The sequence below is a fragment of the Symploca atlantica LB2515 genome (genome assembly GCF_052546295.1).
In genome coordinates, this window is the sequence record NZ_JBQWMT010000001.1 from 1,917,584 (window position 1) to 1,942,459 (window position 24,876).

At 44.7% G+C, this 24,876-nt stretch carries 22 protein-coding genes; 12 read left to right on the forward strand and 10 right to left on the reverse strand.

Annotated features, from left to right (window positions below):
• The first annotated feature begins 423 nt into the window (after positions 1 to 423).
• The 3 genes from ACT7WV_RS08105 (at position 424) to ACT7WV_RS08115 (ending at position 4,925) form a co-directional block, all read left to right on the forward strand.
• Entirely contained in the window at positions 424 to 1,416 is a 993-nt protein-coding gene (locus tag ACT7WV_RS08105) for a YegS/Rv2252/BmrU family lipid kinase (protein ID WP_445102416.1), read from the forward strand.
• Between the two features lie 147 nt (positions 1,417 to 1,563).
• Positions 1,564 to 3,216, forward strand: a complete 1,653-nt coding sequence (locus ACT7WV_RS08110) for an alpha-amylase family glycosyl hydrolase (RefSeq protein WP_445102417.1) — start codon at positions 1,564 to 1,566, stop codon at positions 3,214 to 3,216.
• Positions 3,217 to 3,347: 131 nt separating this feature from the next.
• Positions 3,348 to 4,925: a cation:proton antiporter gene (locus ACT7WV_RS08115; protein WP_445102418.1), complete on the forward strand. Its 1,578-nt coding sequence runs from the start codon at positions 3,348 to 3,350 to the stop codon at positions 4,923 to 4,925.
• A 100-nt stretch (positions 4,926 to 5,025) separates the two neighbouring features.
• On the opposite strand, the gene ACT7WV_RS08120 is transcribed toward ACT7WV_RS08115, so the two are convergent.
• From ACT7WV_RS08120 to ACT7WV_RS08140, 5 genes are all read right to left on the reverse strand, one after another.
• Positions 5,026 to 5,742, reverse strand: coding sequence for a rhomboid family intramembrane serine protease (locus ACT7WV_RS08120; protein WP_445102419.1), 717 nt, complete (start codon positions 5,740 to 5,742; stop codon positions 5,026 to 5,028).
• A 304-nt stretch (positions 5,743 to 6,046) separates the two neighbouring features.
• The gene (locus ACT7WV_RS08125) at positions 6,047 to 6,577 is read right to left on the reverse strand and encodes an orange carotenoid protein N-terminal domain-containing protein (RefSeq protein ID WP_445102420.1); all 531 of its coding nucleotides are present in this window, start codon (positions 6,575 to 6,577) and stop codon (positions 6,047 to 6,049) included.
• 675 nt (positions 6,578 to 7,252) lie between these two features.
• Positions 7,253 to 7,921 carry a nitroreductase family protein gene (locus ACT7WV_RS08130; protein WP_445102421.1) on the reverse strand — a complete coding sequence of 223 codons (669 nt, stop codon included), beginning with the start codon at positions 7,919 to 7,921 and terminating at the stop codon, positions 7,253 to 7,255.
• 238 nt (positions 7,922 to 8,159) lie between these two features.
• The gene (locus tag ACT7WV_RS08135; protein WP_445102422.1) at positions 8,160 to 8,858 is read right to left on the reverse strand and encodes a pirin family protein; all 699 of its coding nucleotides are present in this window, start codon (positions 8,856 to 8,858) and stop codon (positions 8,160 to 8,162) included.
• Positions 8,859 to 8,946: 88 nt separating this feature from the next.
• Positions 8,947 to 9,183: a CDGSH iron-sulfur domain-containing protein gene (locus ACT7WV_RS08140; protein ID WP_445102423.1), complete on the reverse strand. Its 237-nt coding sequence runs from the start codon at positions 9,181 to 9,183 to the stop codon at positions 8,947 to 8,949.
• A 125-nt stretch (positions 9,184 to 9,308) separates the two neighbouring features.
• Here ACT7WV_RS08140 and ACT7WV_RS08145 point away from each other — a divergent pair, with 125 nt between their 5' ends.
• From ACT7WV_RS08145 to ACT7WV_RS08155, 3 genes are all read left to right on the forward strand, one after another.
• Positions 9,309 to 9,650, forward strand: coding sequence for a winged helix-turn-helix transcriptional regulator (locus ACT7WV_RS08145; protein WP_445102424.1), 342 nt, complete (start codon positions 9,309 to 9,311; stop codon positions 9,648 to 9,650).
• Between the two features lie 376 nt (positions 9,651 to 10,026).
• Positions 10,027 to 10,668 (forward strand): ParA family protein, encoded by a 642-nt coding sequence (locus ACT7WV_RS08150; protein WP_445102425.1) that lies wholly within the window; start codon positions 10,027 to 10,029, stop codon positions 10,666 to 10,668.
• Positions 10,668 to 11,294, forward strand: coding sequence for a hypothetical protein (locus tag ACT7WV_RS08155; protein ID WP_445102426.1), 627 nt, complete (start codon positions 10,668 to 10,670; stop codon positions 11,292 to 11,294). Before ACT7WV_RS08150 ends, ACT7WV_RS08155 begins: the two co-directional genes overlap by 1 nt.
• Positions 11,295 to 11,456: 162 nt before the next feature.
• Here ACT7WV_RS08155 and ACT7WV_RS08160 read toward each other — a convergent pair whose 3' ends face one another.
• The gene (locus ACT7WV_RS08160; protein ID WP_445102427.1) at positions 11,457 to 12,581 is read right to left on the reverse strand and encodes a site-2 protease family protein; all 1,125 of its coding nucleotides are present in this window, start codon (positions 12,579 to 12,581) and stop codon (positions 11,457 to 11,459) included.
• 392 nt (positions 12,582 to 12,973) lie between these two features.
• On the opposite strand from ACT7WV_RS08160, the gene ACT7WV_RS08165 reads away from it, so the two are divergent.
• From ACT7WV_RS08165 to ACT7WV_RS08180, 4 genes are all read left to right on the forward strand, one after another.
• Positions 12,974 to 13,477, forward strand: a complete 504-nt coding sequence (locus ACT7WV_RS08165) for a 2TM domain-containing protein (protein WP_445102428.1) — start codon at positions 12,974 to 12,976, stop codon at positions 13,475 to 13,477.
• A gap of 91 nt (positions 13,478 to 13,568) precedes the next feature.
• A complete protein-coding gene (locus ACT7WV_RS08170; protein WP_445102429.1) occupies positions 13,569 to 15,056 on the forward strand; it encodes a TldD/PmbA family protein in 1,488 nt (495 codons plus the stop codon).
• A 38-nt stretch (positions 15,057 to 15,094) separates the two neighbouring features.
• Positions 15,095 to 16,309 carry a serine hydrolase gene (locus ACT7WV_RS08175; RefSeq protein WP_445102430.1) on the forward strand — a complete coding sequence of 405 codons (1,215 nt, stop codon included), beginning with the start codon at positions 15,095 to 15,097 and terminating at the stop codon, positions 16,307 to 16,309.
• A 40-nt stretch (positions 16,310 to 16,349) separates the two neighbouring features.
• Complete coding sequence (locus ACT7WV_RS08180) at positions 16,350 to 17,696, forward strand: TldD/PmbA family protein (RefSeq protein WP_445102431.1); 1,347 nt, start codon at positions 16,350 to 16,352, stop codon at positions 17,694 to 17,696.
• 81 nt (positions 17,697 to 17,777) lie between these two features.
• Here ACT7WV_RS08180 and ACT7WV_RS08185 read toward each other — a convergent pair whose 3' ends face one another.
• Complete coding sequence (locus ACT7WV_RS08185) at positions 17,778 to 19,358, reverse strand: hypothetical protein (RefSeq protein ID WP_445102432.1); 1,581 nt, start codon at positions 19,356 to 19,358, stop codon at positions 17,778 to 17,780.
• A 152-nt stretch (positions 19,359 to 19,510) separates the two neighbouring features.
• Between ACT7WV_RS08185 and ACT7WV_RS08190 the strand changes: the two genes are divergently transcribed.
• On the forward strand, positions 19,511 to 19,753 hold the full coding sequence (locus ACT7WV_RS08190) for a hypothetical protein (protein WP_445102433.1): 243 nt from the start codon (positions 19,511 to 19,513) through the stop codon (positions 19,751 to 19,753).
• A 133-nt stretch (positions 19,754 to 19,886) separates the two neighbouring features.
• On the opposite strand, the gene ACT7WV_RS08195 is transcribed toward ACT7WV_RS08190, so the two are convergent.
• Together ACT7WV_RS08195 and ACT7WV_RS08200 are read right to left on the reverse strand one after the other, a co-directional pair.
• Complete coding sequence (locus ACT7WV_RS08195) at positions 19,887 to 20,993, reverse strand: tetratricopeptide repeat protein (protein WP_445102434.1); 1,107 nt, start codon at positions 20,991 to 20,993, stop codon at positions 19,887 to 19,889.
• Between the two features lie 73 nt (positions 20,994 to 21,066).
• Positions 21,067 to 21,735: an RNA polymerase sigma factor gene (locus tag ACT7WV_RS08200; RefSeq protein WP_445102435.1), complete on the reverse strand. Its 669-nt coding sequence runs from the start codon at positions 21,733 to 21,735 to the stop codon at positions 21,067 to 21,069.
• Between the two features lie 284 nt (positions 21,736 to 22,019).
• Here ACT7WV_RS08200 and ACT7WV_RS08205 point away from each other — a divergent pair, with 284 nt between their 5' ends.
• The gene (locus ACT7WV_RS08205) at positions 22,020 to 22,610 is read left to right on the forward strand and encodes a glyoxalase-like domain protein (RefSeq protein ID WP_445102436.1); all 591 of its coding nucleotides are present in this window, start codon (positions 22,020 to 22,022) and stop codon (positions 22,608 to 22,610) included.
• Between the two features lie 81 nt (positions 22,611 to 22,691).
• On the opposite strand, the gene lysS is transcribed toward ACT7WV_RS08205, so the two are convergent.
• Positions 22,692 to 24,413 (reverse strand): lysine--tRNA ligase, encoded by a 1,722-nt coding sequence (gene lysS / locus ACT7WV_RS08210; RefSeq protein WP_445102437.1) that lies wholly within the window; start codon positions 24,411 to 24,413, stop codon positions 22,692 to 22,694.
• Positions 24,414 to 24,876 lie beyond the last annotated feature (463 nt).

Sequence of the window (24,876 nt, forward strand, 5' to 3'; positions counted from 1 at the left end):
GAAAATTTAGCTAATTTCGCTGTTTATTTATGTCAGTTGATTTACTATAAATTTTCTCAATAATTGATTATAAAAATTAACCACAACTAGACACAGATAAAATAGGCAATATTCACAATCGAGCTTTGATTGCTATAGATAAATTAACTAGCGCTTCGCCAACAGAGAAGAGAAATATTCCTTCTAGTAGGTGCCGTACAAGGCAAGCAGCATAACAATTTAAAAGAAGATGAGTCTATTATAAGAGGAGTCAGTCCAGTAGCTGTAATGAGACTCTTCTTGAAGAAGGCAACTTGATGATCTACTAAGGTTACTAGTGACTCATCAAAGGCCAACCAAAAGCACTGTAGTGGGCTTGCTTGCCCCACATTCTACAATTGCTTAGGGGAAAACAACTTTATTTCTTTTAAGGAGAAGTAGACGATGACCCGCACAGCTTGTCTGATCTTCAACCCAGTTGCTGGTCAAAGAGACCCTGACCAAGATTTAGCGTTAATTAAGACGCTTTTGGAACAAGAAATTGAGCTGGATATCCGCTTGACAACTGAAGCCATTGGTGCTGATCAACTAGCCAGGGAAGCGATAGAAGGTGGGGCTGAGGTGATTATTGCTTCCGGAGGCGATGGCACCCTTTCAGCTACAGCCGAAGCCTTGGTGAAAACAGGCATTCCTTTGGGTGTGATTTCCCGTGGTACTGCTAACGCCTTTGCCAACGCCTTAGGCATTCCTGACACGGTTGAAGCCGCTTGTCAGACAATTTTAGACGGACAAACACGGGTGGTCGATACAGCCTGCTGCAATGGCAAGCCAATGGTATTACTCGCCGGAGTGGGGTTTGAGGCCAAAACAGTAGAAGGCGCTTCACGAGAGTTAAAGAACCGCTTGGGGATGCTAGCCTATATTCTGTCTGGATTACAGCAATTGCGGGAGTTTGAAACCTTTCAGGCGAAGATAGAGACAGAGGAAAAAGAAATCACCCTTACAGCTTCAGCGATTACAGTGGCAAATGCAGCGCCAGCGACCTCAATTTTAGCTCAAGGGCCGGCAGGGATTGTCTTTGACGATGGTATGCTAGATTTAACCGTAGTAGCACCAGAAAATCGAGCCGGAGCGATCGCAGCTTCTTACCATCTACTGCAAAGCGCTGTTAATGGCGAGGCGGCAGAGCGAGATGATATCGGCTATCTCAGGGCTAGACGTCTTAAAATAAGCACCGAACCACCTCAAAAAGTTGTCCTGGACGGAGAAATTGTCGGTACAACTCCCATTGATATTGAGTGTGTTCCTGGTGGCTTAACAATTTTTGTTCCTACCAGACCAGAAGATAACCCCTTTGAAAAGCTAGAAGGATTACCTGAATTGAAGGTGGAGTTTAAACAAGTTAATTTCCCACAAGTCCCATTAAAATCTGAATAGCGCGTCCCACAAGTCACTTTACATAGTATCAAATTAACGGCAACTGAGTACACTGCCGCAAGACTGATGTGAGCGCTACGTTTTGCCATTATGATGCGCTGATATCTACGAAAAAATTTTTAGCCTCTTGTTAAGGCTGGGGGTTTAATGACAAGTAAAATTGAGTTTCAGTTGTTTGCTCCTTACAATCAAGCAGCAGCATTAGTTGGCTGTTTCTCAGATTGGCAAGAAATTCCCCTGAAAAAGGGTAAGGATGGTTATTTCCGCACTCAGGTTGAACTCGAAGACGGAACTTATCAGTACAAATTCCGTGTCCAATCCAGGTCCTGGTTTTTTGAACCAGACCAATGGGTAGATGTCAATGATCCCTACGCCACAGATATTGATAATCCCACTCAAAACTGCGTGTTACGCGTTAAAGGAGGCGAACGGATTGTTGATACCTATGTCTGGATGCATGACGACAAACCACTGCCTCCCGATCATGAATTAGTGATCTATGAAATGCACGTTGGTGATTTCTCCGGTGGCGAGGATGACCCCTACCCACGGGGCAACTATAAACATGTGACGGAAAAGTTAGACTACCTCTGCGAATTGGGTATCAATGCCATTGAACTGATGCCGATCAAAGAGTATCCTGGAGATTATAGTTGGGGCTATAATCCGCGCTATTTCTTTGCCACTGAGTCTAGCTATGGTTCAACAGAAGGATTAAAGCATCTGATTGATCAGTGCCATAGCCGTGGAATACGCGTGATTATGGACGGTATTTACAACCACTCAGAAGCCGAAAGTCCTCTGACGCAGATTGACCACGATTACTGGTATCATCATTCCCCTCGTGACCCCGATAACAACTGGGGACCGGAGTTCAACTACGAACTATACGACGAGAAACTAGATACTTATCCTGCCCGAAAGTTCATCGGTGATGTAGTACGCTTCTGGATCACTGAATACCACATTGATGGCACTCGCTACGACGCAGCGCGGCAAATCGCCAACTATGATTTCATGCACTGGATTGTTGACGAAGCGAAAAAAACTGCAGGAACAAAACCATATTACAATATCGCCGAACATATTCCCGAAACTACCAGCATTACTAATGTTGATGGTCCGATGGATGGCTGCTGGCACGATAGTTTCTATCATAGTGTTAAAGAACATATCTGCGGTGATACCTTTGATTTAGAGCGTCTCAAAGATGTCATCGACTGCAAGCGCCAAGGGTTCATGGGTGCCACTAATGTAGTGAATTACCTAACTAATCATGACCATCCCCGTTTAATGGTGGAGTTGGCAGAACGAGAAATTTTTGATCAGGCAGCATTCCAACGAATCAAGTTAGGAATTGCCCTACTAACAACGGCTGTTGGTATTCCTTTGTTGTGGATGGGGGAAGAGTTTGCCGATTATCATCCCCACTCGATTGAGCAATCTAAAATTGATTGGAATTTACTAGCTAACGATAGTAACCGAGGGCTGTTGGAATATTGCAAAGGCTTGATTGGTCTAAGGAAAAACAACCATGCTCTCTACACAGAGAATATCGAGTTTTTCTATGAAGATTCAGAAGCCAAAGTTATTGCCTACACCCGTTGGAATGATCAGGGTTCTCGCGTTGTCGTGGTGGCTAATTTTTCAGATAATTTCTTAGCCGGTTACACCATTCCCAACTTTCCAGAAAATGGCACTTGGCACGAGTGGACTGGTGATTATGATCTAGAAGCCGGAGATAACCAAATGATGATTGATATTGGAGGATACGAAGCAAAGGTATTTGTCTGGCAGTAAAAATGCAGTAGGGTGGGCACTGCCCACTCTTACTAAGATAAGGAACTTTTTAAAGAAAATTGAATTTAAATTATTTGCTCCTTACAATAAAGACCCAGCCTTAATCGGCTGATTTTCTTGGAGTTCGGTGCATGTCCCTAGAATCAACTATTAACGAAGCTGCGATTGAGCAAAACCTGGAGCAATTTCTCTTGGTGCTCTCTGTTTCTTTGAGTGTAGCCACACTCTCCCGCATTTTTGCCTGGTTCCGCCAAATACCCTACACATTACTGTTAGTAATTGTCGGGTTAGGTTTAGCTTTTGTTGATGTCCGATTAGTCAATTTGTCACCAGAACTGATTCTGGAGATTTTTCTACCCCCCCTACTATTTGAAGCTGCTTGGAATATTCGTTGGCGCGACTTGAAGCGAGATTTAGTGCCAGTGAGTCTGTTTGCCATCATTGGCGTGGTAATTTCAGTGGTTGGCATTGCCTTCTCCATCAGCCAGCTAACCAGTTTGCCACTGACGACTGCCTTGTTAGTCGGGGCAAGTCTTTCTGCCACTGATCCGGTTTCAGTAATTGCCCTGTTCCGGGATTTGGGTGCTGATAAACGCCTCAAAACTCTAATGGAGGGGGAAAGCTTATTTAATGATGGGGTAGCGGTCGTTGCCTTTAGTTTGTTGGTAGGGTTACCCCTGGGAACAGAGGAATTTGCCGTTTCGACGAGTGTTGCTCGTTTCTTTGCTTTTGTGGGGATTGGTATAGGTGTTGGTTGTTTAGTCGGTTTTGGCATATCCTTCCTCACCCAACGCTTTGATTTACCCTTAGTTGAACAATCTCTAACTTTAGTTTCAGCTTATGGCACTTATCTAATTGTCGAGGAACTAGGTGGTTCCGGCGTCATTGGGGTAGTGACAGTGGGCTTAGTTTTAGGTAATTTTGGCTCCCGAATTGGTATGAACCCCCGTACCAGGTTAATTGTCTCTGAGTTTTGGGACTTTTTAGCCTTTTTTGTCAACTCAATTGTCTTTTTGCTGATTGGTGATCAAATAAACTTTGACAATTTGGGGCAGAATTTAGACTTGATTGCCGTGGCTATTGGTGCAGTATTACTAACAAGAGCGATCGCAATTTATGGGTTGGGAGCGATCAGTAATCGGTTGGCAAAATCTAACATCAGTTGGCAAAAACAAACAGTACTTTGGTGGGGGGGGCTGCGGGGTTCTGTATCTATTGCCATTGCCTTGAGTGTACCGGTTGTTTTAGACGGGCGACAAGATATTATTGATACGGTATTTGGCGTAGTACTATTTACTCTCCTTGCCCAAGGTTTGACCACCAAATTTTTATTAAACAAACTGAATTTAATTGGTGATCAACCTCTACGTCAGGAATATTCCGAAGTGCTTGCCCGTCGTGTTGCTCTCAATCGAGTCAAGAACTATCTCCTACAGGCAATAAATAGCGACGAAATTGATGCTGAATTTGGACGTTATCAGATAACACTTGTAGAAGGACAGCTTAGAGGTATTAAAGACAATCTTGAGCAATTACTCAAGAAACATCCCAAACTACAACAAGTTGATTTAGAACAAGTGCAAGAAACCATGTTAAATATTGAAGCGGATACCTACGCAGAATTTATTCGTTCTGGCCGTCTCAACGAGAATCTCTCGCCCTTAATGCAGGAAGCCCTAATTGAGGCAGACGAGAAAGTTCTTGAGTAGTTTGTCAGTTGCCCTAGAAGCGATCGCCATTTAATTTGATAAATTTAGGGACGCTAACTGTGCGTCCCTAGTCAGGGAAAAAACCTAAACCTGCAGTTTTTTATCCTACTGAAGGGCGCTCGGATTTATCAGAAAACAATCCTAACATTGGTCCTAGAATTGCTCCGAAGATAAAACCCCCGGCATGAGCCCAGTAAGCAACGCCGCCAGCTTCCATACCAACCTGAGATTGGGCTTCCAGCATGGTTAATCCGTTGAGGGCTTGTTCCAAAAACCAGAAACCCAGGAAAAAGACGGCGGGGATTCTAAAAGTAGGAAAAAAGAAACCAAGGGGAATTAAGGTTACTACTTTAGCATCAGGAAACTTGAGAATATAAGCACCCATCACCCCAGCCACGGCACCACTAGCACCCAAAGAGGGAATTGCTGAATGAGCCGAAAAAAACCACTGGGTTAGAGCCGCCAACACACCACAAATTAAATAGAAAACTAAGTAATTAAAACCGCCCAGTTCCTCTTCAATATTGTTACCAAAAATCCAAAGAAACAACATATTGAAACCAACATGCATAAAACCAGCATGAAGGAACTGGGAAGTAACCAACGTCACAGCCTCCGGCACTGGCTGGTTTACAGTAATACCACTGAAACTAGCTGTTAGCTCCCTAGGAACAACAGCAAAAAGATGGAAAAAACCATCTAGCTGGGGCCCAGCTAGAGTCAGCTCATAAATAAAAACAAAAACATTAATGGCAATCAGAGCATAGGTCACATAAGGAGTGATTTTAATCGGATTTTCGTCCCGTAAAGGCACCATAGGCTTTTTTTGTTGGAGTGTTATTGCAGAGATTTTCGACTAGAGACGAGGCAATATTTTGTTGTTTTTTTGGTCTGCTCTGCTTTTTTAGTTAGTTAATATTTTACGTCGAATTCTGCTAATTTCGATGGAACTAAAGCTTATTCTTAAACTGGCATTGCCTAGAGGAGATTGTTGGCAATTAATTTCCTTCTTGTCCTCCTTAATTATGCAACGCCCCTAAATTATTTATCGTGCCCCCTAACTTAAGACACTACGTTTCACTAGCTTGTCAGAAAGGGGGCGGCAGTAGCTCAGATATTACCTAAAGACTTGGTGTCTTACCGGTTTCTTCTTGGCTAGGAACCGAACCAACTTCGCTATAGCCCATGTTGGAGGCTACCTGGCGCAACACTGAAATTTGTTCTTCAAATTCTAGATTTTCAATGTGAGACAAGGCCTCTTTAACTGCTTTTGTGGCTTTATAATCTGAGGGCAGATCTACGACTGTATCACCCATTCCTTTCGCCCAGGCGTACCAAACTACTAGCTGATTATTGGGGCGTAGTCCTCCGTAAGCGCGGGAGAGTTCTGTCTCTTCACCATTAGCGATCGCTCGCATTGCAGCCAGTTGCTCGTCATCAGACATGTCGTAGAAGTCTCCTAGCAGTGTAGGAGCTAATTCTGGATCAGCAGCTGTGGGGGCGGCTGGTGTGATCGAATCCCCCATTTTTTTGTAGATGTAGTAAAGCAGTGCTAATTTATCGTCTGTGCCTAAACCGTCAAAGGCTTGCACTGTCTTTTGGGTAGATTCGGAGAGTACTTGAGAAAGATTGTTTTGTTTAGCTGAAACCATAACGTCTTAAAGAAACTTAATAATGCGTCCACTGTCATTTTTACCAAAGTTGGCTGTTGTAAATCACCCTCCAATTGATAGATGTTTGAGCTATTTTTCTGTTAATTTGTCAACCCAATGAAATAATCATTTAGGTAGACTGCTCAACAATCTTCTTGATTTGAGGGTAGTTACCAATAGCTAATCGACGGGGGAAAATTGAGCTAAGCCACTGCGAGCAGGTTGACTAAGATACGACCAAGAGAAAATACCAAAGATTTAACCTCTAGTAAAAAAACCCAACCTGGTGGTTGGAGTGAGGCAGTAAAGAGCCTAATTTTTTATAGTTCTTCAGTACATAGTATGCTGAATCAACAGTCAAATAAGCAAATAAAGAGCAATAATTGTTGAGGTAATTAAGGATAAGCTCAAGTTAATTAAACGTTCTGACTACGGCTTGAGGAATTTAGAAAACTAGCGAATTAGATGTTTATTTAATTGGGAGTTTACTTATTAATTTAGCATGCTACATACTGATTACTTAGAAAAATATTTGTAGCCAATATCTAGGAAATTGGTATAAGAAAAATTCATGTCAACAGATCGATCCTTGTGCAGGGGTTTTGGGGGGAAGTCCCCCCAAGCAGGGTTTTTAATGACAAACAACTAATTTCCGCTTTAATTAGTGCGATTCAGCTATAGTTTGAATGACTCTCCGAAACTCTCAGCAGAGAAAACTTGGTCAATTGCGAAGCGTCCACCATACTGTTTAAAGGGTTCTGCGGCATAACCCATTGCCAACAAACAGCACACATCCACCTCAGCAGGAATATTAAACGCCTCCTTGACTTGAGCAGAGGCAAATCCTTCCATCGGACAGGTGTCTACACCAAAACTTTGGGCTACTATCATTAAATGAGCTACGGCTAGCATGGTGTGGCGATTTGTCCACGCTTCTAGAGCCTCAAAGGACGTCTTATTTTCAAATAACTGAGGAATTGCTGAGCGCATATGATTAGCATAATCCTGATTAACTGCGCCTTGCTCTTTCCCTAACTGGATTACCGATTCAATATAATCTTTTTCTTGGACACGGCGATCGCCACAACAAATTAAAACTACGGGTGCTTCACCAACCTGACGCTGATTAAAGGCACAAGCTTGTAGCTTATCTTTATTCTCTTGTTCTCTTACTGCCACAAACCGCCAGGGTTGCAAATTGTAACCGGAAGGTGCGCGTAAACTTAAGCGAAAAACCTCTTCTAAAACAGCTTCGGGAATTGGATCCGCAAGAAAAGAGCGAGCTGCACGACGCTGCTCAATAGCGGCTTTCAAGTTAACTGTCGGTTGCATTTCAATTGTCATCTTGTTCTGAATCCCTCCCAAATTAAGCAAGCTATTAGTTAATTAATAGGTAGATGTAAGAACACCCAATAATTGGCAGGGCAGATCAGCGCATAAAGTTTTCTCTATTGCCAGTTTTATTTGCCTAAACTACCCTATTTAACTTGCGTTTGTTTACATCTACCTACCTAGATTCCAGAGCTTATTTTCTGAGTACAAACTGGAGTTTAACTTGTTTAAGAGAAAACTCAATACCTCCCTAGGCAAGATCAAACAGCAGAATCTCAGAATTTTCTCTAGCTTCAATCACGACATCTGTTTCCTGGGAAATCGCTGCTCCGTCACTGGTGTTTAGGGGCAACTCGTTCAGGGTAATGGCACCACGCGCTACTTGCACCCAAGCATGACGTTGAGGCTTTAAAGTATAGGAAATGCGATCGCCCTTCTCTAAAACGGCAGCAGATAAATCTGCATCCTGCTTAATGCTCAGTGCACCCTCTCGCCCATCTCTAGCGGCAACTAACCGCAGTTTACCAGGCTCTTTTGCTAAGCCAAAGTTTTGTTGTGCGTAGCTTGGTGGCTCTCCTTGAGTATCTGGTAGTAACCAAATTTGCAAGAAGTGAGCTGGTTCGCTTTGGGAGTGATTAAACTCGCTATGCATAATACCTGTACCAGCACTCATGCGCTGCACATCGCCGGGGTAAATCACTGAACCATTACCGATGCTGTCTTTATGTTCTAGCGCCCCCGCCAGGACATAGGTGATAATTTCCATATCACGATGTCCATGTTTCCCAAAACCAGCACCTGGGCTAATGCGATCTTCGTTAATTACCCGCAAAGAGCGAAATCCCATCTGCTGGGGATCGTAATAGTTGGCAAAGGAAAATGTATGGTAAGTATCCAGCCAACTATGATTAGCGTGTCCTCGATCTTGAGCTTGACGAATTGTAATCATCTTTATCTTCTATTTAAGCTTATTCCTCCCCTTTAGTGACACTCACTTTCTTAAGTAGCTGCTGACTATAACACCTTGAAGTTGCTACTTAAAGTTTGCTATGAGCACCGTCACAATAGGGAGGGTTACTAGTATGTTTGCAGTTGCAAAGTGCTACCTGTTTTTGCTCAGTTACCTCAAAAGCTAGCGGTGTAAATTCAGTTCCTTGATGGGAACCGTTACAAAAAGGTTGAGTTGGCGATTGACCGCAACTACACCAGTAGTAAGTACCAGCTTTTAGTGGCATCACCGCAGGTTTTTTGTCAGCAATAACAGGTTTATTCATTGGTTTTTTGTACTTTTGTTAGTAACAGTTTGTATGCAGATGTTTTGCATATTTCAAGTTTATTATTAGTATAGAATTTATGTAAAGTATGCACTTTAAAGTAAGGTAGTACCCAAAAAGATACTATGAGCAACAAACTAGAAAATAGCAAGAAAGCGAGTTGTCCTGTAGAAACCACTCTTCAGGTGATTGGTGGACGCTGGAAAGTTTTGATTCTCAGGGAATTGTTTCTAGGTGTAAGGCGTTTCGGGCAGCTACATCGAGCTTTACACGGCATTACCCAAAAAATGCTAACTCAGCAACTGCGGGAAATGGAGGCAGATGGTGTTGTGCATCGCGAAGTTTACCTACAAGTGCCTCCGAAAGTAGAATATTCACTAACTCCTTTAGGAGAGAGTCTTAAACCAATTATTGCCTCAATGCATGAATGGGGGGTTAAGCATCGAGGCGTGTCTGATAAAGGCTAAGTCTGTAATCTTGTGACGTACTTACGCTTCTCTCTCCGAGTAACTGTAGGCTTCTCAGCGACTCTTCTTTGAAGACATTGACTGAGCTTTTAAGCCGTGCGTCTCACGGTCTTTCGTTGATGGCAAAGGTTCTCTTTATTTTGTAGGGTGCACTTCTGCATTCAATTGGATTACACCTAATAGGTAACTTTACCATAAACCTGATTCGTAATTCATTGGGCTAACGCCCTGCTAAACTAACACCACATCCCTTGCGGGTAGGTGAGAGACTTCTTACGATTGAAAGTTAAAAACCCAAAACCTCTGTTTATCAAAAATATGTCAGCTTGGGAACGCTAGTTTGTTAAAATGATCTTGATACAGAGGAAAATCTTAAATGTCATCGTCCCCCAAGATAATCGTTGTAGCTAATGGCAAAGGTGGTGTTGGGAAAACCACAACAGCTATGGCATTATCAGGGATACTCTCAGAAAAACATAAAGTTTTAGCTGTAGATACAGATATTCAGGGCAGCTTTTCTTGGTGGGCTAAGCGTGGTAAAAAAAACATGGGCTTTGACCTTACCCAAGAGACAGATCCAGCACTTTTGAGTGAATTAAGGAAGATAAAAGGTTATGATTTTGCAGTGGTGGACACACCGCCAGCACTGCGTTCTGAAGCCTTGGCCGCAGTAATTGCGATCGCTGATTATTTGGTTTTGCCCACGCCCCCTGCACCGATGGACTTAGCTGCGCTAGTCGAGACAGTGCGAGAAGCAATTGTACCCGTGGGGGTAGCTCATCGGGTGCTTTTAACCAGGGTAGACTCCCGTAGTCTCAGGGAAGCGCTAGAGGCGCAAAAGACTCTCATTGAGCTGGGAGTTCCTGCTTTCAGTGCCTTGATCAGGACTTACAAAAGCCACGAACGAGCAGCGCTTGAAGGCGTGCCAATCAGCCAATGGCGAGGTAAAAATGCCAATGAAGCTAAGGCGGACTACCGCCGTGTCGCTGATGAACTACAAAGTTATTGGGGGAACTAATGGCTAAGAAAAGTTTAACAGAACTCTTACGTCAAGAGGTGGGGAAATCTCCAGAAGATAAATTAGGAACACTTCAAGATACCACCGAAGAAGCAATTTTAGATAAGGATACTGAAGCATCAACAATGAATAGGCAAACATCAAGTAGTGCAAGTCGTTCAAATCAGACTAAAGCTCAGTTAGAAGCCACAGTAAAAGAATTGAGAACGGCCCTAGAAGAAGCACAAAATTCAGAAAAAACTTTTACTGATTTAACTGATTTAAAAGAGTCTCTGGAAGAAGCCAACAAAAGAGAAAGCTCCTTGCAAGAACAAATTACTGACTTGCAAAGCAGTTTAAAACAACAACAAGAATTTTTAGAAAAACTGCAAAAAGAACGAGGAAATATAGACCAGCTCAAGACGGAACTATTTCAAGCGAAAGAAGCCGCTACCCAACTAGCAAAAGCCAATGAAAAGTTGACTCAAGAAATTAATAGCTTGAAAAAAGATAATATCAATATCCCGAAAAAAGCCAAAGAACCCCTCCAAGCCCAGAGGCGTCAACTGCCCCATACCTATGAAAGACCAATTCAAAAAGAAAGCGAAAGGCCAGCTGATTTTGCTAATAAAACTTGGCTACTCTAACCACAAGAAAGACTAAAGCCCGGTTACAAATTAATAATTACGCCAGAGAGTACAGCAACACAGCACTAGGCTAAACTTCCTTTACTTTCCCAAAAAAACGCCCTCGGACATTTATTGTTCAGTCTGAGGGAGATGTTGGTTAAGGAGAGCAGGGGCTAACGCTTAAGCAGGCTTAGCTTGTGTTCTTTTCTCAAGTACTTGGACAATAGAGGATTTTTCCAAAATTCCTACCAGTACGCCGTTGGCACGAACCACAGGTAACTGACTTAGCTTCTCTCTTTCTAAAAGCGTGACCACTTCTAGCAATGATTGGTCAGACTGAACTGTTGTGGAATGGTCAACAGGCTTCATCAGTTCTCTGACTGTAGTTACTGGCCAATCAGAAGTAGGAATCGCCCTCATGTCATCAACAGCGATCCCACCCAGTAATTGACCTTCCTCATCGGTGACTAGGAACTTGCGCCATTGGGCTTTACCAATAATATATTGGTTAGCAAACTCCCTCAGAGATAACTTATCGGAGACAACAGGGCTGTTGGGAATTACGGCATCTTCTGCTTTCAAAGCCGTTAGCTGATCTTGAATCGTCGCAGCTTGGGCAGAACGACCAGCATTTTGCAAGAGGAACCAACCAATTAACAGAGTCCAGAAACTACCGAAGTTACTGATACCCAAGACGGAGAGTAACCCCAGGGCGATCCCCGCCCAACCCAAAAACTGACCGACGCGGCTAGCAAAGACTACCCCTTTATAAGGATTACCAGTAATCTTCCAGACAACCGACTTGAGGATGTTGCCTCCATCCAGCGGTAAGCCAGGGATTAGGTTAAATAGCGCCAGTACTAAGTTGATATAAGCGACCATTGCCAACAGCGCCGCTAAGGGCCCAGAGATCGCGGTGGTAACACTAACAGCACTCAACAGACCAAAGATTACTATACTGACTACTGGTCCAGCGATCGCTACCCAGAATGCCTCGGCTGGAGTCTTGGACTCTTTCTCTAGACTAGCCAAACCACCAAACAGAAAGAGGGTAATTGCTTTGACTTCGATTCCCTGGCTGATAGCAACAAAGCTGTGTCCTAGTTCATGGGCCAAGACGGAGGCAAATAGCAATAAGGCGGCAACAAATCCTAGTACCCAAGGCAAAGGCCCCCCTAATCCGGGGAAGATACCGGTTAAGTAGCCTCCATAAGAGAAGGTCATCAGACCCAAGACTAAAAACCAAGACGGATGTACATAGAAGGGAATTCCAAATAATTTACCAATACGAATGCTACCGTTCATACAGATTTCCTCAGAGTTTTATATCTAAGACGTTTGCTCAATTTCGTTTGCATTTATACTCTTCTATCGTAACGAAATGTAAATATTTTCTTCATCTACCTAATGTAGTAAGAACCGTCCACTGGGGTTCGGTTTTGAGAATTAAACTCCTTGCTCCTTGCCAGTGAGCATCGGCATAATAGAATAAGCAATACTCTCTTGAGTTTACCCGAAAAACCCTGAAAATCTTAGCAGTAATCACCACGATGTTCGTGTTTATCTGCTAGCTGGTCTACATCTGTATCTGCGATTTCAACTATCTATTAGACCTTTTCGATAGACTCAAGAGACCTTGGGCGGCATCAGGTTGATAGGCACCTCAGGCGTTACCAATATAAATAATTAAGTAAATCATGTCTGTCTTTGAAACTCAAATCACCCGCTCCTATAAGCAGGAAGAAATCCAGCAAATCCTCAATTTGGCAATCGCCCATCAGGTTGAAGGCGGCGATTTTTCCCATGAGCAGCTTGTGGAAATTGCTGCCGAATTATGTATTTCAACTGAGAGCTTGCAACTAGCACAACAAGAGTGGCTGGTTCAACAAAAAGACCAGCAAAAGCGCGATCAATTTAACAGCTACCGTCACCGAAAATTGCAAAGAAATTTTGGCAAATATTTAATAGTCAATATTTTTTTGGTATGCCTAAACCTACTTACTTCAGGTCAGCTTTCTTGGTCTTTATACATCCTGTTATTTTGGGGATTAGGTTTAGGACTCAGTGCTTGGAGTACTTATCAGTCAGAAGGCGAAGAATACCAACGATCTTTCCAAAAGTGGCAACGTCAGCAGCAGCTTAAACAAGTTGCCAATTCCCTTTATACTCGTGTCAACAACTGGCTCAATACAGCGGCTTGAATCAGCAAGAGATACCTTTCTCCCTGTCTTCTTTCTCAACGACAAATATTAATGCCAACCTAGTTAATTAACTCTCAAAAAAAATCACAATATGGTACAAGCACCAGCACCCACTACTACGACTGATCTAGCCACCTTAGTAATTGATTTAATTCGCCAAGCCGGTTGCGAATACGGGGATGTTCGTTTTTGTACTTACCGGAATCAGAATCTCTCCGCACGCGATCGCTCTTTGACTCAACTCTCCGATAATGTTAGTTCTGGTTTTGGCGTCAGAGTACTACTGGATGGTGCCTGGGGATTCGCCGCTAGTCCACATAAAAACCCTGCCGAAGTGACAAGAATTGTCGCCTTAGCGGTGGAAATGGCTAAAGGCAGTCGTCTCTCTCAACGAACACGAGTGCAATTGACCCCAGTAGCAGCCTACCGCGATACCTACATCACTCCCATTGAGATTGACCCTTTTTCCGTACCGATTACCGAAAAAGCAGACTTGCTGTTAAATATTAATCAGCAGTTGCTCGGTTACGGAGAACGGGGAATTAAGAAAGTCTTCTCCTACCTGCGTTTTACCCGTGAAGACAAAACCTTTGCTTCCACCGAAGGCTCTTTAATTCAACAAACAATTTACCGCTCTTATCCGGGTATGGGGTGTACTGCTGTTGCCAACGGCGATGCTCAAAGCCGCAGCTACGAACGCCCTCCCCTAAATATCGGCTATGAGCATGTTAACGCAACTGACCTCTTAAGTCAGGTGGAAAGGGTAGCCGAAGAAGCGATCGCTAAAGTTAATGCTCCCAAGGGCCCTTCTGGCATCCGTGGCACTCTGATTCTCCAACCGACCAATCTCTGGTTAACTATCCATGAATCCGTCGGACACCCCACAGAATTAGATCGGGTATACGGCTACGAAGCCAACTTTGCTGGTACTAGCTTTGCCACCACTGACAAATTAGGCAAATTGCAGTACGCTGCACCCTGGGTTAACTTCAAAGCCGACCGTACCCAACCAGGGGGACGCGGTACTATGGGCTATGACGATGAAGGTACTAAATCACAAGACTGGTATCTTGTCAAAGATGGCATGTTAGTAGACTACCTCACCGACCGCGAGACAGCCTATCGCCTGGGTCGCGACAGCAGTAACGGTAGCGCTTACGCTGATAGTTGGTCGAGTGTGCCCATGGTACGCATTCCCAATCTTGGACTAGAACCGGGGCCAGATGGCGGCAGTCATACGGCAACGTTAGAGGAAATGATTGCCGACACAGAAGACGGTATTTTAATTGATGGTATTGGTAGTTATTCCATCGACCAACAGCGGCGTAACTTTCAGTTTGGGGGAGATGCCTTCTGGAAGGTGGAGAAAGGGAAAGTCGTGGGCATGCTCAAAGATGTGACATACCACAGCATGACTACTGATTTTTGGAATCGTATCGATGCGATTGGCCCAGCTTCTGAGTTGCAGCAGTGTGGCACTAATATGTGTGGTAAAGGTGAGCCAATGCAGATAGCACAGATGACTCATGCTTGCGTGCCTGTACGAGTGCGGGATATTCAACTGGGAGGTGCTTCTTAATCTCTACTTGATCTCAGCCCAAGAACTTATAGCAAAATATGACTAAGCTCATTGCTAGGATACTGCTGACTCTCATATTTTCCTTCCAACTACAGCTAATGAATCCCTCCGACATAGCCTTAGCTGGAGAACCATCCCCAAGTGTTGTCCTCGAACGGCTGTTTACCAGCAGCGAACCCCAGAGAGATTGGTTTGCCGATGCTTTTCTTAGGCAAATTCCCCTGCCTCAAATCGATCGCATCCTTACCAATATCCAACAAACCTTGGGTTCTTACCAACAAGTTCAGACAGAAGGCAAAGATTATCGAGTAGTTTTTGAGAAAGGGAGTGTTCCCACCCAAATTACCCTTGACGCTGAAGGGAAAATTTCTTTACTTCTCTTCAAACCCCCAGTAACTCAAAGCATTAGTCTTAGTGAGGCAGTAGCAGCATTTGAGAAGCTACCTGGTGAGGTAAGTTTCTTAGTGATGCAAGGAAACTCCACCCTGGCAGAACTCAACGCCGATCAACCCCTAGCAGTAGGTTCAGCCTTCAAGCTGGCAGTTTTAGCGCTATTGCAAGAGCAAATTGCTGCTAGTCAGCGTTCCTGGCGAGATGTGGTGGAACTTCAGCCGCAATGGAAAAGTTTGCCTAGTGGGATACTACAGACTTGGCCAGATAATTCACCCCTGACTCTGCAAACCCTAGCCAGTCTGATGATTTCTCTGAGTGACAATACTGCTACTGATGCTTTGATCTACATTTTAGGTAGAGAGCAGGTAGAAAACTTTTCGACTCGCAATCGTCCTTTTTTGACAACTCGCGAAGCTTTTGCCTTGAAAAATCCTCAAAATCAAGAGTTACTCTCGCGCTATCAGCGTAGCGATATTGCTAAGCGCCGGCAAATCCTCCAACAGTTAAAGGAAGCACCCTTACCCAATGTAGAACTATTTAACGGTGAGCCACTAGCACTGGATGTAGAGTGGTTTTTCAGTATGCGTGAACTGTGCAGCTTGATGGCAAAAGTCGCTCCCCTGCCGTTAATGAGCATTAATCCTGGTTTGGCAAATCCCGAAGACTGGCAGAGGGTTGCCTTCAAAGGTGGTTCTGAACCTGGGGTATACAACCTCACTACATGGTTAGAAGCTAAAGACGGCAAAACTTATTGTGTGGCGGCGACACAGAATAGTAATCAACCGATTAATGAGGCAAGTTTCGTCACCCTTTATAGTGCTACCCTTGAAGGGTTGAAATCTAAATTGCCTCTGGATTAACCCCTAATTCTCTCAATTTCCCAGCAAGAGCGACAATCTAATGACTCTAGCCCCATCTCCCACACTCCTCAGCCAAGACAAAGCCCTCTCTTTAGTAGACTCCACCATTAAACAATCCCAAGCCGAAGGCGTCTTTGTCAGCCTCAATGCCAGCGAAGAAGCCCTCAGTCGCTTTTCAGAAAATCAAATTAGCCAAAATATTAGTAAAAATCGCTTCAACCTCTCCATTACCAGCTACTTCGGCAAGCGTAGCGCCTCTTCCTCCACAACAGAACTAGAGCCAGAGGCAATTACAGAAACTATCCGACGCTCTGAAGAACTTGCTCGCATTGCTCCAGAAGATCCCGAATGGGTGCCTCTACTAGAACCCCAAGATTACGAGCAGCGCACCCCAGCTTTTGACATCAAAACTGCCACCCTCTCCCCCCTCAAACGAGGAGAAATTGTGCAGCAGGTATGTGCTTTGAGTTCTCAAGCAGGGGTTGAGGGTTCCGGCACCTTGAGTACAGAAGCTTCCTTGCGGGCATTAGGTAATTCACGGGGTTTGCGAACTTTCAATCAAAGTACAGAGGCAGATTTTAGTTTTACTGCTCGCATTGCAGATGGCTCAAGTTGGCGTCAACGCACGGCTTTTGCCATCGACCAATTACCCATAGAAGCACTCACTGAGCAGCTCATTGAGCGGGCTTTTGCCTCACGCCAGCCTCGCGAAATTACTCCAGGCAACTACCCAGTAGTTTTTGACGGTGCTGCCTTCGTAACTTTACTCACCTGGTTGGTGTGGCACCTAGATGCTAGAGCCGCAGATGAGGGACGAACTTTTATGTCCCGCACCGACGAGGCAGGTAAACCTGTAGGCAACCGCATCGGTGAGCAGATGTTTAGCCCTTTGGTACAAGTACAGCGTAATCCTGCTTACCCTCTATTGCAGTTAGGTACTTGCTTTGGTGATGGCTTGAGTAATCAATACACAGATGTTATTAAAGACGGCATTCCCCAAGCCTTATCCTACAGCCGCTACTGGGCAGCCCAGCAAGGGAAAGAACCAACTGGTTTTATGTTTCCTCTGGTGATGACAGGTTCAGAGCCAAGTCTCTCAGAATTAATTGCCCAAACCGAGCGAGGTATTCTGGTAAACCGCTCCTGGTACGTGCGTGATGTCAACCCCCGAACCCTCGAAGTAACAGGCATGACCCGCGACGGCACATTCTGGATTGAAGATGGTCAAATTGCTTACCCCATCAAAAACCTGCGCTTTAATCAAAGCCTACCTAACATGCTACGGGATGTAGATGGTTTGAGTACAGTAGAGCGCTTTGGTAGCAGTGTAGTACCAGGAGTGCGGGTTAAGGAGTTTAACTTTAGCAGCGTCACTGATAGCGTGTAATTAGGCGGTGCCAATAGTTAATCGGAAATGGTTAATTGAGGCTATAACCCAGATACTGAGGCACACAGTTCAATTTTCAATTTATCGGCTTCTTATATCGAATTCCGACTGCTCCTGTTCAACTTTCCTTCTGGGTATCGGATTATTATGTCCATCGGGGGTTTTTGCTGGCTCCACAGGCCAGGGAATCTTAGATTCGGCAGCAAGCTGGCTAGAAACCGCTGCTGCTCCGTAGCGGTTCAGATGGCTAGGATCGGCAAAATATTCATTTTTAGTCCGCCACTGCTTTGCCAAATCGATAAAAACAAATCCTTGATCAACCTTTTGCTCCATTGACTGTTGAAATTGCTGCTCGCGTTTTTGGCGTACCGCGTCTAAGTACCCTTGAGTTACTGGTAAGTTAACCATCACCAAGGGAATCTTTTTCCCCTTAGTAAAAGCTTTAATCGAATTCAAGGCAACTGCTTGCTTGCCAGCTATACTAAAGGGCTGGTAGTCGGCATCGTACAGACCTGGCACTAGTGGATTTTTCTGAAAATAAGTCTGAGGCTCAAAGCGGCTATCTATCGGCAAAAAGCCATTAGCATCAACGGCAAAACTACTGTAACCAGTAACATTGCGCAGCATCGTCAGCCGTTGTGGTGGCTCTGAGGTCTTCAGTTGAGTCAAAAGTAATCTCTCAGCGGGGGGTGACACTGGGGAGTCACTTGCCTCGTAGGATACTTTGGTTAATCTCCAATTGCTGGAAGTGATAGTAGAATTCTCTTGATTAACTAAGCTGCTGGATTCCTCGTGAGAAGCTTGAGAAATCGTAGTTTCGATCACTTCACAGGCATCAGCGGTTTCAGGTTCGCTCTCAGGAAGTGTGGGTTCCTTTCCTGCTATCAGGTTCTGGTAACCTTTAGAAGTGATCAGGCTATTATAGGTTTTATCTACACGCCCACTATTAAAGGCTCGTACGCCGTCCGCCCAAAGGATTAGGCGTGGCAGTTGTTCAGCGCTTAAGAGTTGTCGGAGTTGGAAGTCCACAAACTGAGCAGTTGCGCCATTGACCCCAAAGTTAAAAACCTTAAGTCCTTCTTTGCCAAAGCTGGCTAAAACTTGTTGTAGTTGTTGAGGATCTACCCCTTGTAAAGCACGGGAACTGCCGACAATTAAAACATCTGGCGGTCCAACAGCCGCAACGTAAGATAAATACAGCAGTAATTGCTCATCTAAAATTTCGTTGTCAAAGCTGGAGAAGGGCAACTGGTAGTTGATAGATGAGGCTTTTCTTTGGGCAATATCTAAGTTTTGTAAATACTCAACAACTTTCTTTTGGGCAAAAATGCGTTTGGGACTTTCTGGTGGTACAGCTTGCATACCGTCAATGGCAGCAATCCACCTGGAGACAACTAAATCCCAATCTTTTTCTGATGCAGCCGATTGAGCAAGAGTAGCAGCACTGATCGCTTTACCAACTGCTTTAGTAAAAGGGTCAATTTGAGAACAGTCTGGGGAAGTCTTCTCAGAGGAAACCAAGCGTGTAGCGTTCTTAGTAGCTGAGGAAGATGTCTTACCCACGGTAATATTGGACAGTGAGGGCAAGCGGGAACAGCTAGTGGCAAACGTCAGTAAAGCCACAGCAACGGCACTGGGGAGTCGCAAGCAGAATTTGGGCATAAGGTGAATTCAGAAAGTTATCAACCTCTACTGACTCTCGTAGTTCGGCTTCTTTGCGGTTTACACTTGTCTTTGGGTTGAAGATGTAACTAGTGGCGATAGAATCCTACCATTAATTAATTGATTACTTGCACTTGACCATTTTTGAAACCGTGAAAGATCACCTCATCACCTGGCTCAACAAATTTTTGGTAGTAGATGTGTTTCTCGTATTGTTAAGTTTTTTTTGGTTAGTAGTAGCGCTTGTTGGCCGCTCAGTGGGAGTTTCCCTCGGACTAGAAGTCTGGTATCGTCTGTGGGAACCTGTATTTACTCCAGCAATCGGCATTCTGATGGCTGGAGCTCTGGTAAGTGGTTTGATCCAGAAGATATCCCAGCGACTAGACTCTAACTGAGTGCGACAACATCTACCTCTGAGCAAGCGTTGTAATTCTTGATATAGCAATCCTCGGTCGATGAACTGTCAGAGTGTTGCTATCTATCTCTTGTCCATCTGTGGTTAATTTTTCCTATTAATCATTTCTTTGGCTAATTTGGCTCTCTCTGATAGAGGATTTGAGCCAAATCATTGCGCAAAAAAGTTTCTTCGCTGGTATTACCTAAATCACTAGCTAAAGCGATCGCTCTTTCATAGAGATGCTTCGCCTGAAACAAGTCACCCTTAGCTCGGTGTAGCTCTGCAGCTAGCTTTAGCGCTCTGAGTTCTTCAGAGCGTTTTCCTACTTGTCTGGTCAAAACAATGTATTGATCTACGAATCTCAAAGCTCGCCCATACTGTTTTAACTCACCATAAGAAGTTGCCAGCCCCCTCAAAGCCCGAAATTGGTTGGGTAAATCGCTGCTATCACTAGCTAAAATTAGCGCTGCTCGGTAAGAAAATGCAGCATCTCTGAGACGGTTCATCGCGCGATAAGTATCTGCTAGATTATTGCGCGTTTGGGCTAGCCCCTCAATATCACCCCAGCGACGGCGCAAACCAAGGGAGGCTTCGTACAACTTAACCGCCTCGCCATAATTTTTCCCTTCAGCAGCCACTAAACCCAAGTTACTGAGGCTTAGCCCTTCACCTTGCCTATTTTCCACGCTACGGGCAATTTCTAGGGCTTCTGCAAAGGTTTTCTGGGCAGCTTCCAGATTGCCAGAGCGCAGCAATAGTGATCCGACGTTATTTAAACCATAAATTTGCCCTTGAAAATCGTGCTGAGAACGCGCAACTCCTAACCTTCTTCTGAGAGCATCTTCTGCCTCCCGGTAACGTTCTAGCTGAGTATAAGTCAGGCCCAGGTAATCGTAAGTAAGACCAAGTCCCTCCAAATTACCAATTCGTTGATAGATTTCTAGAGCAAGCGACCAATCAGCGATCGCTTGCTCAAAGTTACCCTGACTATAGGCTAGTTCTCCCTGCTGTAGCAGTAAATCTGCTTCATCTCTGGCCTCCTTGACAATGCCATTGTCCATGGGTATCTCTAGTTGTTGTTCCAACTCAGCAGCAGCTGCTCGACGGGGCAATACCTCAGTCAAAGCAGCATCACTAACTAGTATTACTAGTGCATGAAGCGTTAGCACCGCAACTTTGGAGGGGCAAAAAACTCCTCTTTGGCTATTTACTACCAGTAACAGACACAATTTTTCCATACCACGATTCCCAAGGCTGAACTCGACTCGCCAGTTGTGTCCTTAATTTACTTAATTTAACTGAAGCTGGGCGTTAATCACCCGCCACCGTCACGGCATTTGCTTTGGACTTTGGCTGGGGAGTAGTTAGTTCTTCTCCCAGATAAATCACGCGAATATCTTTAGGTAAGTTAGCTTCCAAGAGCTGATAACCTTCCTGGAGTTTACTTCTCACCTGAGCGGGTGCAATTTCCTCTCCCTCGGCTTGTAGATATGCGGCAATCCGTGTTTCGCTCCAGTGGAAACTCTGTGCCATAATTACCATTAGACGCACTACTGGCGGCAACTGTCCTAATGCTTGTTCGAGGTAACACCACAGGGGCGGAGGTGCTGCTTTGATGTCGTAGTGAATTGACTCTACTGGTGGCAAATCGGCGGAGTTGATGCAGATGGCTGTCATATTAATCAGCCAAGCTTGCAAGGAATTGGATCCTAAAAGAGTATTGTCACGCAAATCCAGCCCACCAATTTCGTAATACACATGACGCCAAGTCAAGGCAAATAAGTAGTCTGCTTGTACTGGTGAGCGTGCTGAGTGCCGAATCAGGGTAAAAACCAGCGGGCTATAGCGACAGAAAATTGCCGTGAAGTACTTCCCCTGTTCCCGATGGCGCTGAAACAGGGTCAGCAATTCTTGATCGCTGTGATGGAACAGCGCTTTGACCATCGGATGATTAGATTCAGTAAAATACGGAATTTGCACAGTCTTTAAATTCCCAGAATCAGGAAAAGGCAGGGCAGATAATTCCCAGTTTTCTCTCTGTCGCCAGTTACCTGGTGACAGAGGATCTCAGGAATTTCTTTAACGGTAGTCTGTTTGGAGTTTCCACTATCTACTAGCTACTTGTCCAGGCTGTTTTCTGGCAAAGTGGTTGTAGAACTTAGCTAGAATTATTAACAGTAGACAAGTCTGATGGTAATAATCTTACCTGTAACAGGACAACGGACTTATTAAGGTTAAAACCTAGCGTCACTCTCTGTCAGTTCATGATTTTATCAGTAGATGTTATTTCCTTCCTATTTCAGCCGCTACCGTTTGGGGCCTTTTTGCCCTTAGATAGCCTATTTTCCACCCAGGGCATTATGGTCATGCTCTTGGCGGCCTACGGGGTTGCCATGTGGATGTTTCTCACTAGCGCCCCGAAAGTACATACTGTGATGGTGTCGGACCTAGCTGTAGCTCAGCAATTCTATGAAGGCTTGCTAGATTTACCAGCAGCAGAAGTCCCTCTGCATTATTACTACAATTACGAGCAAACGCTAGGAGCCACTAGCATTGACCCTCTTTACATGTCATCGGCTACCATGAGTCCCTCTAGTGCAACACAGTTCAACGGTACTGAGGGCCTTTGGTATCAATTAAAAAAGAATACCCAACTGCATATCATTTCTGGTGCCACCTTGGGCAAGAAAAACAACCAGCGCCACGTCTGTTTTGACCGAGACTGCCTTGAACAGGTCTTAATGCGGGTACAAATGCGGCAGCTGAAGTACAAAATCCGTAAACAGAAGCCACTCAATTTTTTGGTCAAGGATCTTGACGGCCGTGTTATTGAGATGGCAGAAGTTTCTAATTAGCGGTTCAAATGTGAGGGCAAATAGAAAATTGAGACCATAAGCCAGATTCTGGTGTTTACAGCTCAATTTTCCATTTTCTATTTACAATTCCCGATCAAAGCCGTATTTTTCCCGGATTTGCCCATTGAAATATTGACCGAGGGAGGGCGCACTCCTGAGGCTCTGATATACCTTTTCCGGCACGTTATGGTACTTGTAGACACTGCCAGTGTTGAATTCAACTCGCAGGGTTTGAGTTTCCTTGTCATAGTCGCAGGATTTGACTACATTACTGGAACTCTTGAGCAAGGGAAAGGCGATCGCATCCCGGATACTAGCAGAATCAGTCAGCAGCATCACTAAGCGGTCAATACCCATACCCATACCCCCGGTAGGTGGCATGCCGTATTCTAGGGCTGTCAGGAAGTCCTCATCGACTCCTTGTGCTTCTAAGTCTCCTGCTGCTTTTCGTTCCGCCTGGGCTTCTAGACGCTTCCTTTGTTCTACGGGATCAGTCAACTCAGAGAAGCTGTTAGCCGTCTCGCGTCCCGCGATAAATAACTCAAAGCGTTCTACTAAACCCGCCTTCTCTCGATGGGGCTTCGCGAGGGGCGAAATTTCTACAGGGTAATCTACCACAAAAGTCGGCTGAATTAGTGTTGCTTCACACTTTTGCTCGAAGGCTTCATTAAGAATTTTACCAATAGATTGACACTCTGCTGAGCCTTCAATGCCTGCGGTTTTTGCTGCGGTTTTCGCTGCTTCTAAAGTCTTAAACTCAGTGAAATCTAAACCCGTCTGTTCCTGCACTAGCTGGTGCATTGTCACTCTGCGCCAAGGTGGCGTCAGGTCAATTTCCTCACCCTGATAAGTGATTTTGAGCTTACCTAAAACTTGTTGGGTGACGGTGGTAATGAGATGCTCCGTCAACTGCATCATGTCATTGTAGTCAGCATAGGCCTGGTAAACCTCAATCGAAGTAAATTCAGGATTGTGGCGGGTGGAGACACCTTCATTACGAAAAATCCGCCCCAACTCAAAGACTTTTTCAAACCCACCGACAATCAGCCGCTTCAAGTGCAACTCTGTGGCAATCCTCAGATACAACTCCATATCCAAGGCGTTGTGGTAAGTAACGAAGGGACGAGCATCCGCACCACCAGCTTCGGTATTAAAAACTGGTGTCTCAATTTCAATAAAGTCTTGCTCTTCGAGATAGCGACGAATACCAGCGGTGATTTTCGCCCGCACTCGGAAAGTTTCTCGGACAACGGGGTTAATAATTAGGTCAACATAGCGCTGACGGTAGCGCTTTTCGGTATCTGTAAGCCCATGCCATTTATCAGGTAAGGGCAACAATGACTTAGTGAGAATCGTGTACTGGCTGACGTATACCGATAGTTCGCCTTTATCGGTGCGCTTAATTGTCCCCTTAACACCGATAATGTCCCCCATATCAGTAAGCTGCTTGAGCTGGTTAAAGGCATTGGGTACATCTGCCATCTCAGCCGTGATGCGCTTCTTATCTAGGTAAAGTTGAATTGTGCCAGTTTCATCCTGGAGGTTAAAGAATGCCAATTTGCCAAAAACTCGACGCACCAGAATTCGGCCAGCGATCGCTACCTGAAAATCTACTTCCTCGCCATTAGGCAAATCAGCAAATTTTTCCTGGAGTTGGGCCGCATGATGGGTAGATGCCCAGCGGTAGGCGTAGGGATTGATACCCAAGGCTTTGAGCTGTTTGACCTTTTCTAACCGTGCGGCGCGGATTTCTTCTAGGCTGGAGTGGCTTTGCGGTTCTTGTGGGGACTGCTCGGAGGACATAGTAGCGAAATAAAGTGCAGATTGTCTTTAGAGAAAGCTCAGCACATCCTTAGCTTGGTGGCATTTTGCGGAATCATGCTTGACTTCAATTGTGACATGCTCTCTCCATCCTGGTAGTTGTCAATTGGAAATTTAGGACGAGGAAAAGCAAAGAGGCAAGGGGGCAAGAAAAGCAATAGGGGCAAGGAATTGCCGAAAATCCCCAATTATCCGGTAACTATGCAACCAATGCCCAATTTTCAGTAAAGTTCATGGTGATCAGCTTTGTTTTGGGCAAGGTGGATAATCTATTGCAAGCTATGTGACCCTCTAACTTGACATAAGTCATTTATTAGGAGAGTATATATAGTTTTTCAGAAAGATTACTGGCAAGTTGGTTTTGACAACCAAGTTGCCGTATTCAGGGTTTGCTTAGTTGCGTAAAGTTACCCAGTTGGGAATTATTCAACAACCGTGGTAACTC

Coding starts and splice junctions, on each gene's coding strand:
- ACT7WV_RS08105 (WP_445102416.1), top strand. CDS start 424: ATGACCCGCACAGCTTGTCTGATCTTCAACCCAGTTGCTGGTCAAAGA.
- ACT7WV_RS08110 (WP_445102417.1), top strand. CDS start 1,564: ATGACAAGTAAAATTGAGTTTCAGTTGTTTGCTCCTTACAATCAAGCA.
- ACT7WV_RS08115 (WP_445102418.1), top strand. CDS start 3,348: ATGTCCCTAGAATCAACTATTAACGAAGCTGCGATTGAGCAAAACCTG.
- ACT7WV_RS08120 (WP_445102419.1), bottom strand. CDS start 5,742: ATGGTGCCTTTACGGGACGAAAATCCGATTAAAATCACTCCTTATGTG.
- ACT7WV_RS08125 (WP_445102420.1), bottom strand. CDS start 6,577: ATGGTTTCAGCTAAACAAAACAATCTTTCTCAAGTACTCTCCGAATCT.
- ACT7WV_RS08130 (WP_445102421.1), bottom strand. CDS start 7,921: ATGACAATTGAAATGCAACCGACAGTTAACTTGAAAGCCGCTATTGAG.
- ACT7WV_RS08135 (WP_445102422.1), bottom strand. CDS start 8,858: ATGATTACAATTCGTCAAGCTCAAGATCGAGGACACGCTAATCATAGT.
- ACT7WV_RS08140 (WP_445102423.1), bottom strand. CDS start 9,183: ATGAATAAACCTGTTATTGCTGACAAAAAACCTGCGGTGATGCCACTA.
- ACT7WV_RS08145 (WP_445102424.1), top strand. CDS start 9,309: ATGAGCAACAAACTAGAAAATAGCAAGAAAGCGAGTTGTCCTGTAGAA.
- ACT7WV_RS08150 (WP_445102425.1), top strand. CDS start 10,027: ATGTCATCGTCCCCCAAGATAATCGTTGTAGCTAATGGCAAAGGTGGT.
- ACT7WV_RS08155 (WP_445102426.1), top strand. CDS start 10,668: ATGGCTAAGAAAAGTTTAACAGAACTCTTACGTCAAGAGGTGGGGAAA.
- ACT7WV_RS08160 (WP_445102427.1), bottom strand. CDS start 12,581: ATGAACGGTAGCATTCGTATTGGTAAATTATTTGGAATTCCCTTCTAT.
- ACT7WV_RS08165 (WP_445102428.1), top strand. CDS start 12,974: ATGTCTGTCTTTGAAACTCAAATCACCCGCTCCTATAAGCAGGAAGAA.
- ACT7WV_RS08170 (WP_445102429.1), top strand. CDS start 13,569: ATGGTACAAGCACCAGCACCCACTACTACGACTGATCTAGCCACCTTA.
- ACT7WV_RS08175 (WP_445102430.1), top strand. CDS start 15,095: ATGACTAAGCTCATTGCTAGGATACTGCTGACTCTCATATTTTCCTTC.
- ACT7WV_RS08180 (WP_445102431.1), top strand. CDS start 16,350: ATGACTCTAGCCCCATCTCCCACACTCCTCAGCCAAGACAAAGCCCTC.
- ACT7WV_RS08185 (WP_445102432.1), bottom strand. CDS start 19,358: ATGCCCAAATTCTGCTTGCGACTCCCCAGTGCCGTTGCTGTGGCTTTA.
- ACT7WV_RS08195 (WP_445102434.1), bottom strand. CDS start 20,993: ATGGAAAAATTGTGTCTGTTACTGGTAGTAAATAGCCAAAGAGGAGTT.
- ACT7WV_RS08205 (WP_445102436.1), top strand. CDS start 22,020: ATGATTTTATCAGTAGATGTTATTTCCTTCCTATTTCAGCCGCTACCG.
- lysS (WP_445102437.1), bottom strand. CDS start 24,413: ATGTCCTCCGAGCAGTCCCCACAAGAACCGCAAAGCCACTCCAGCCTA.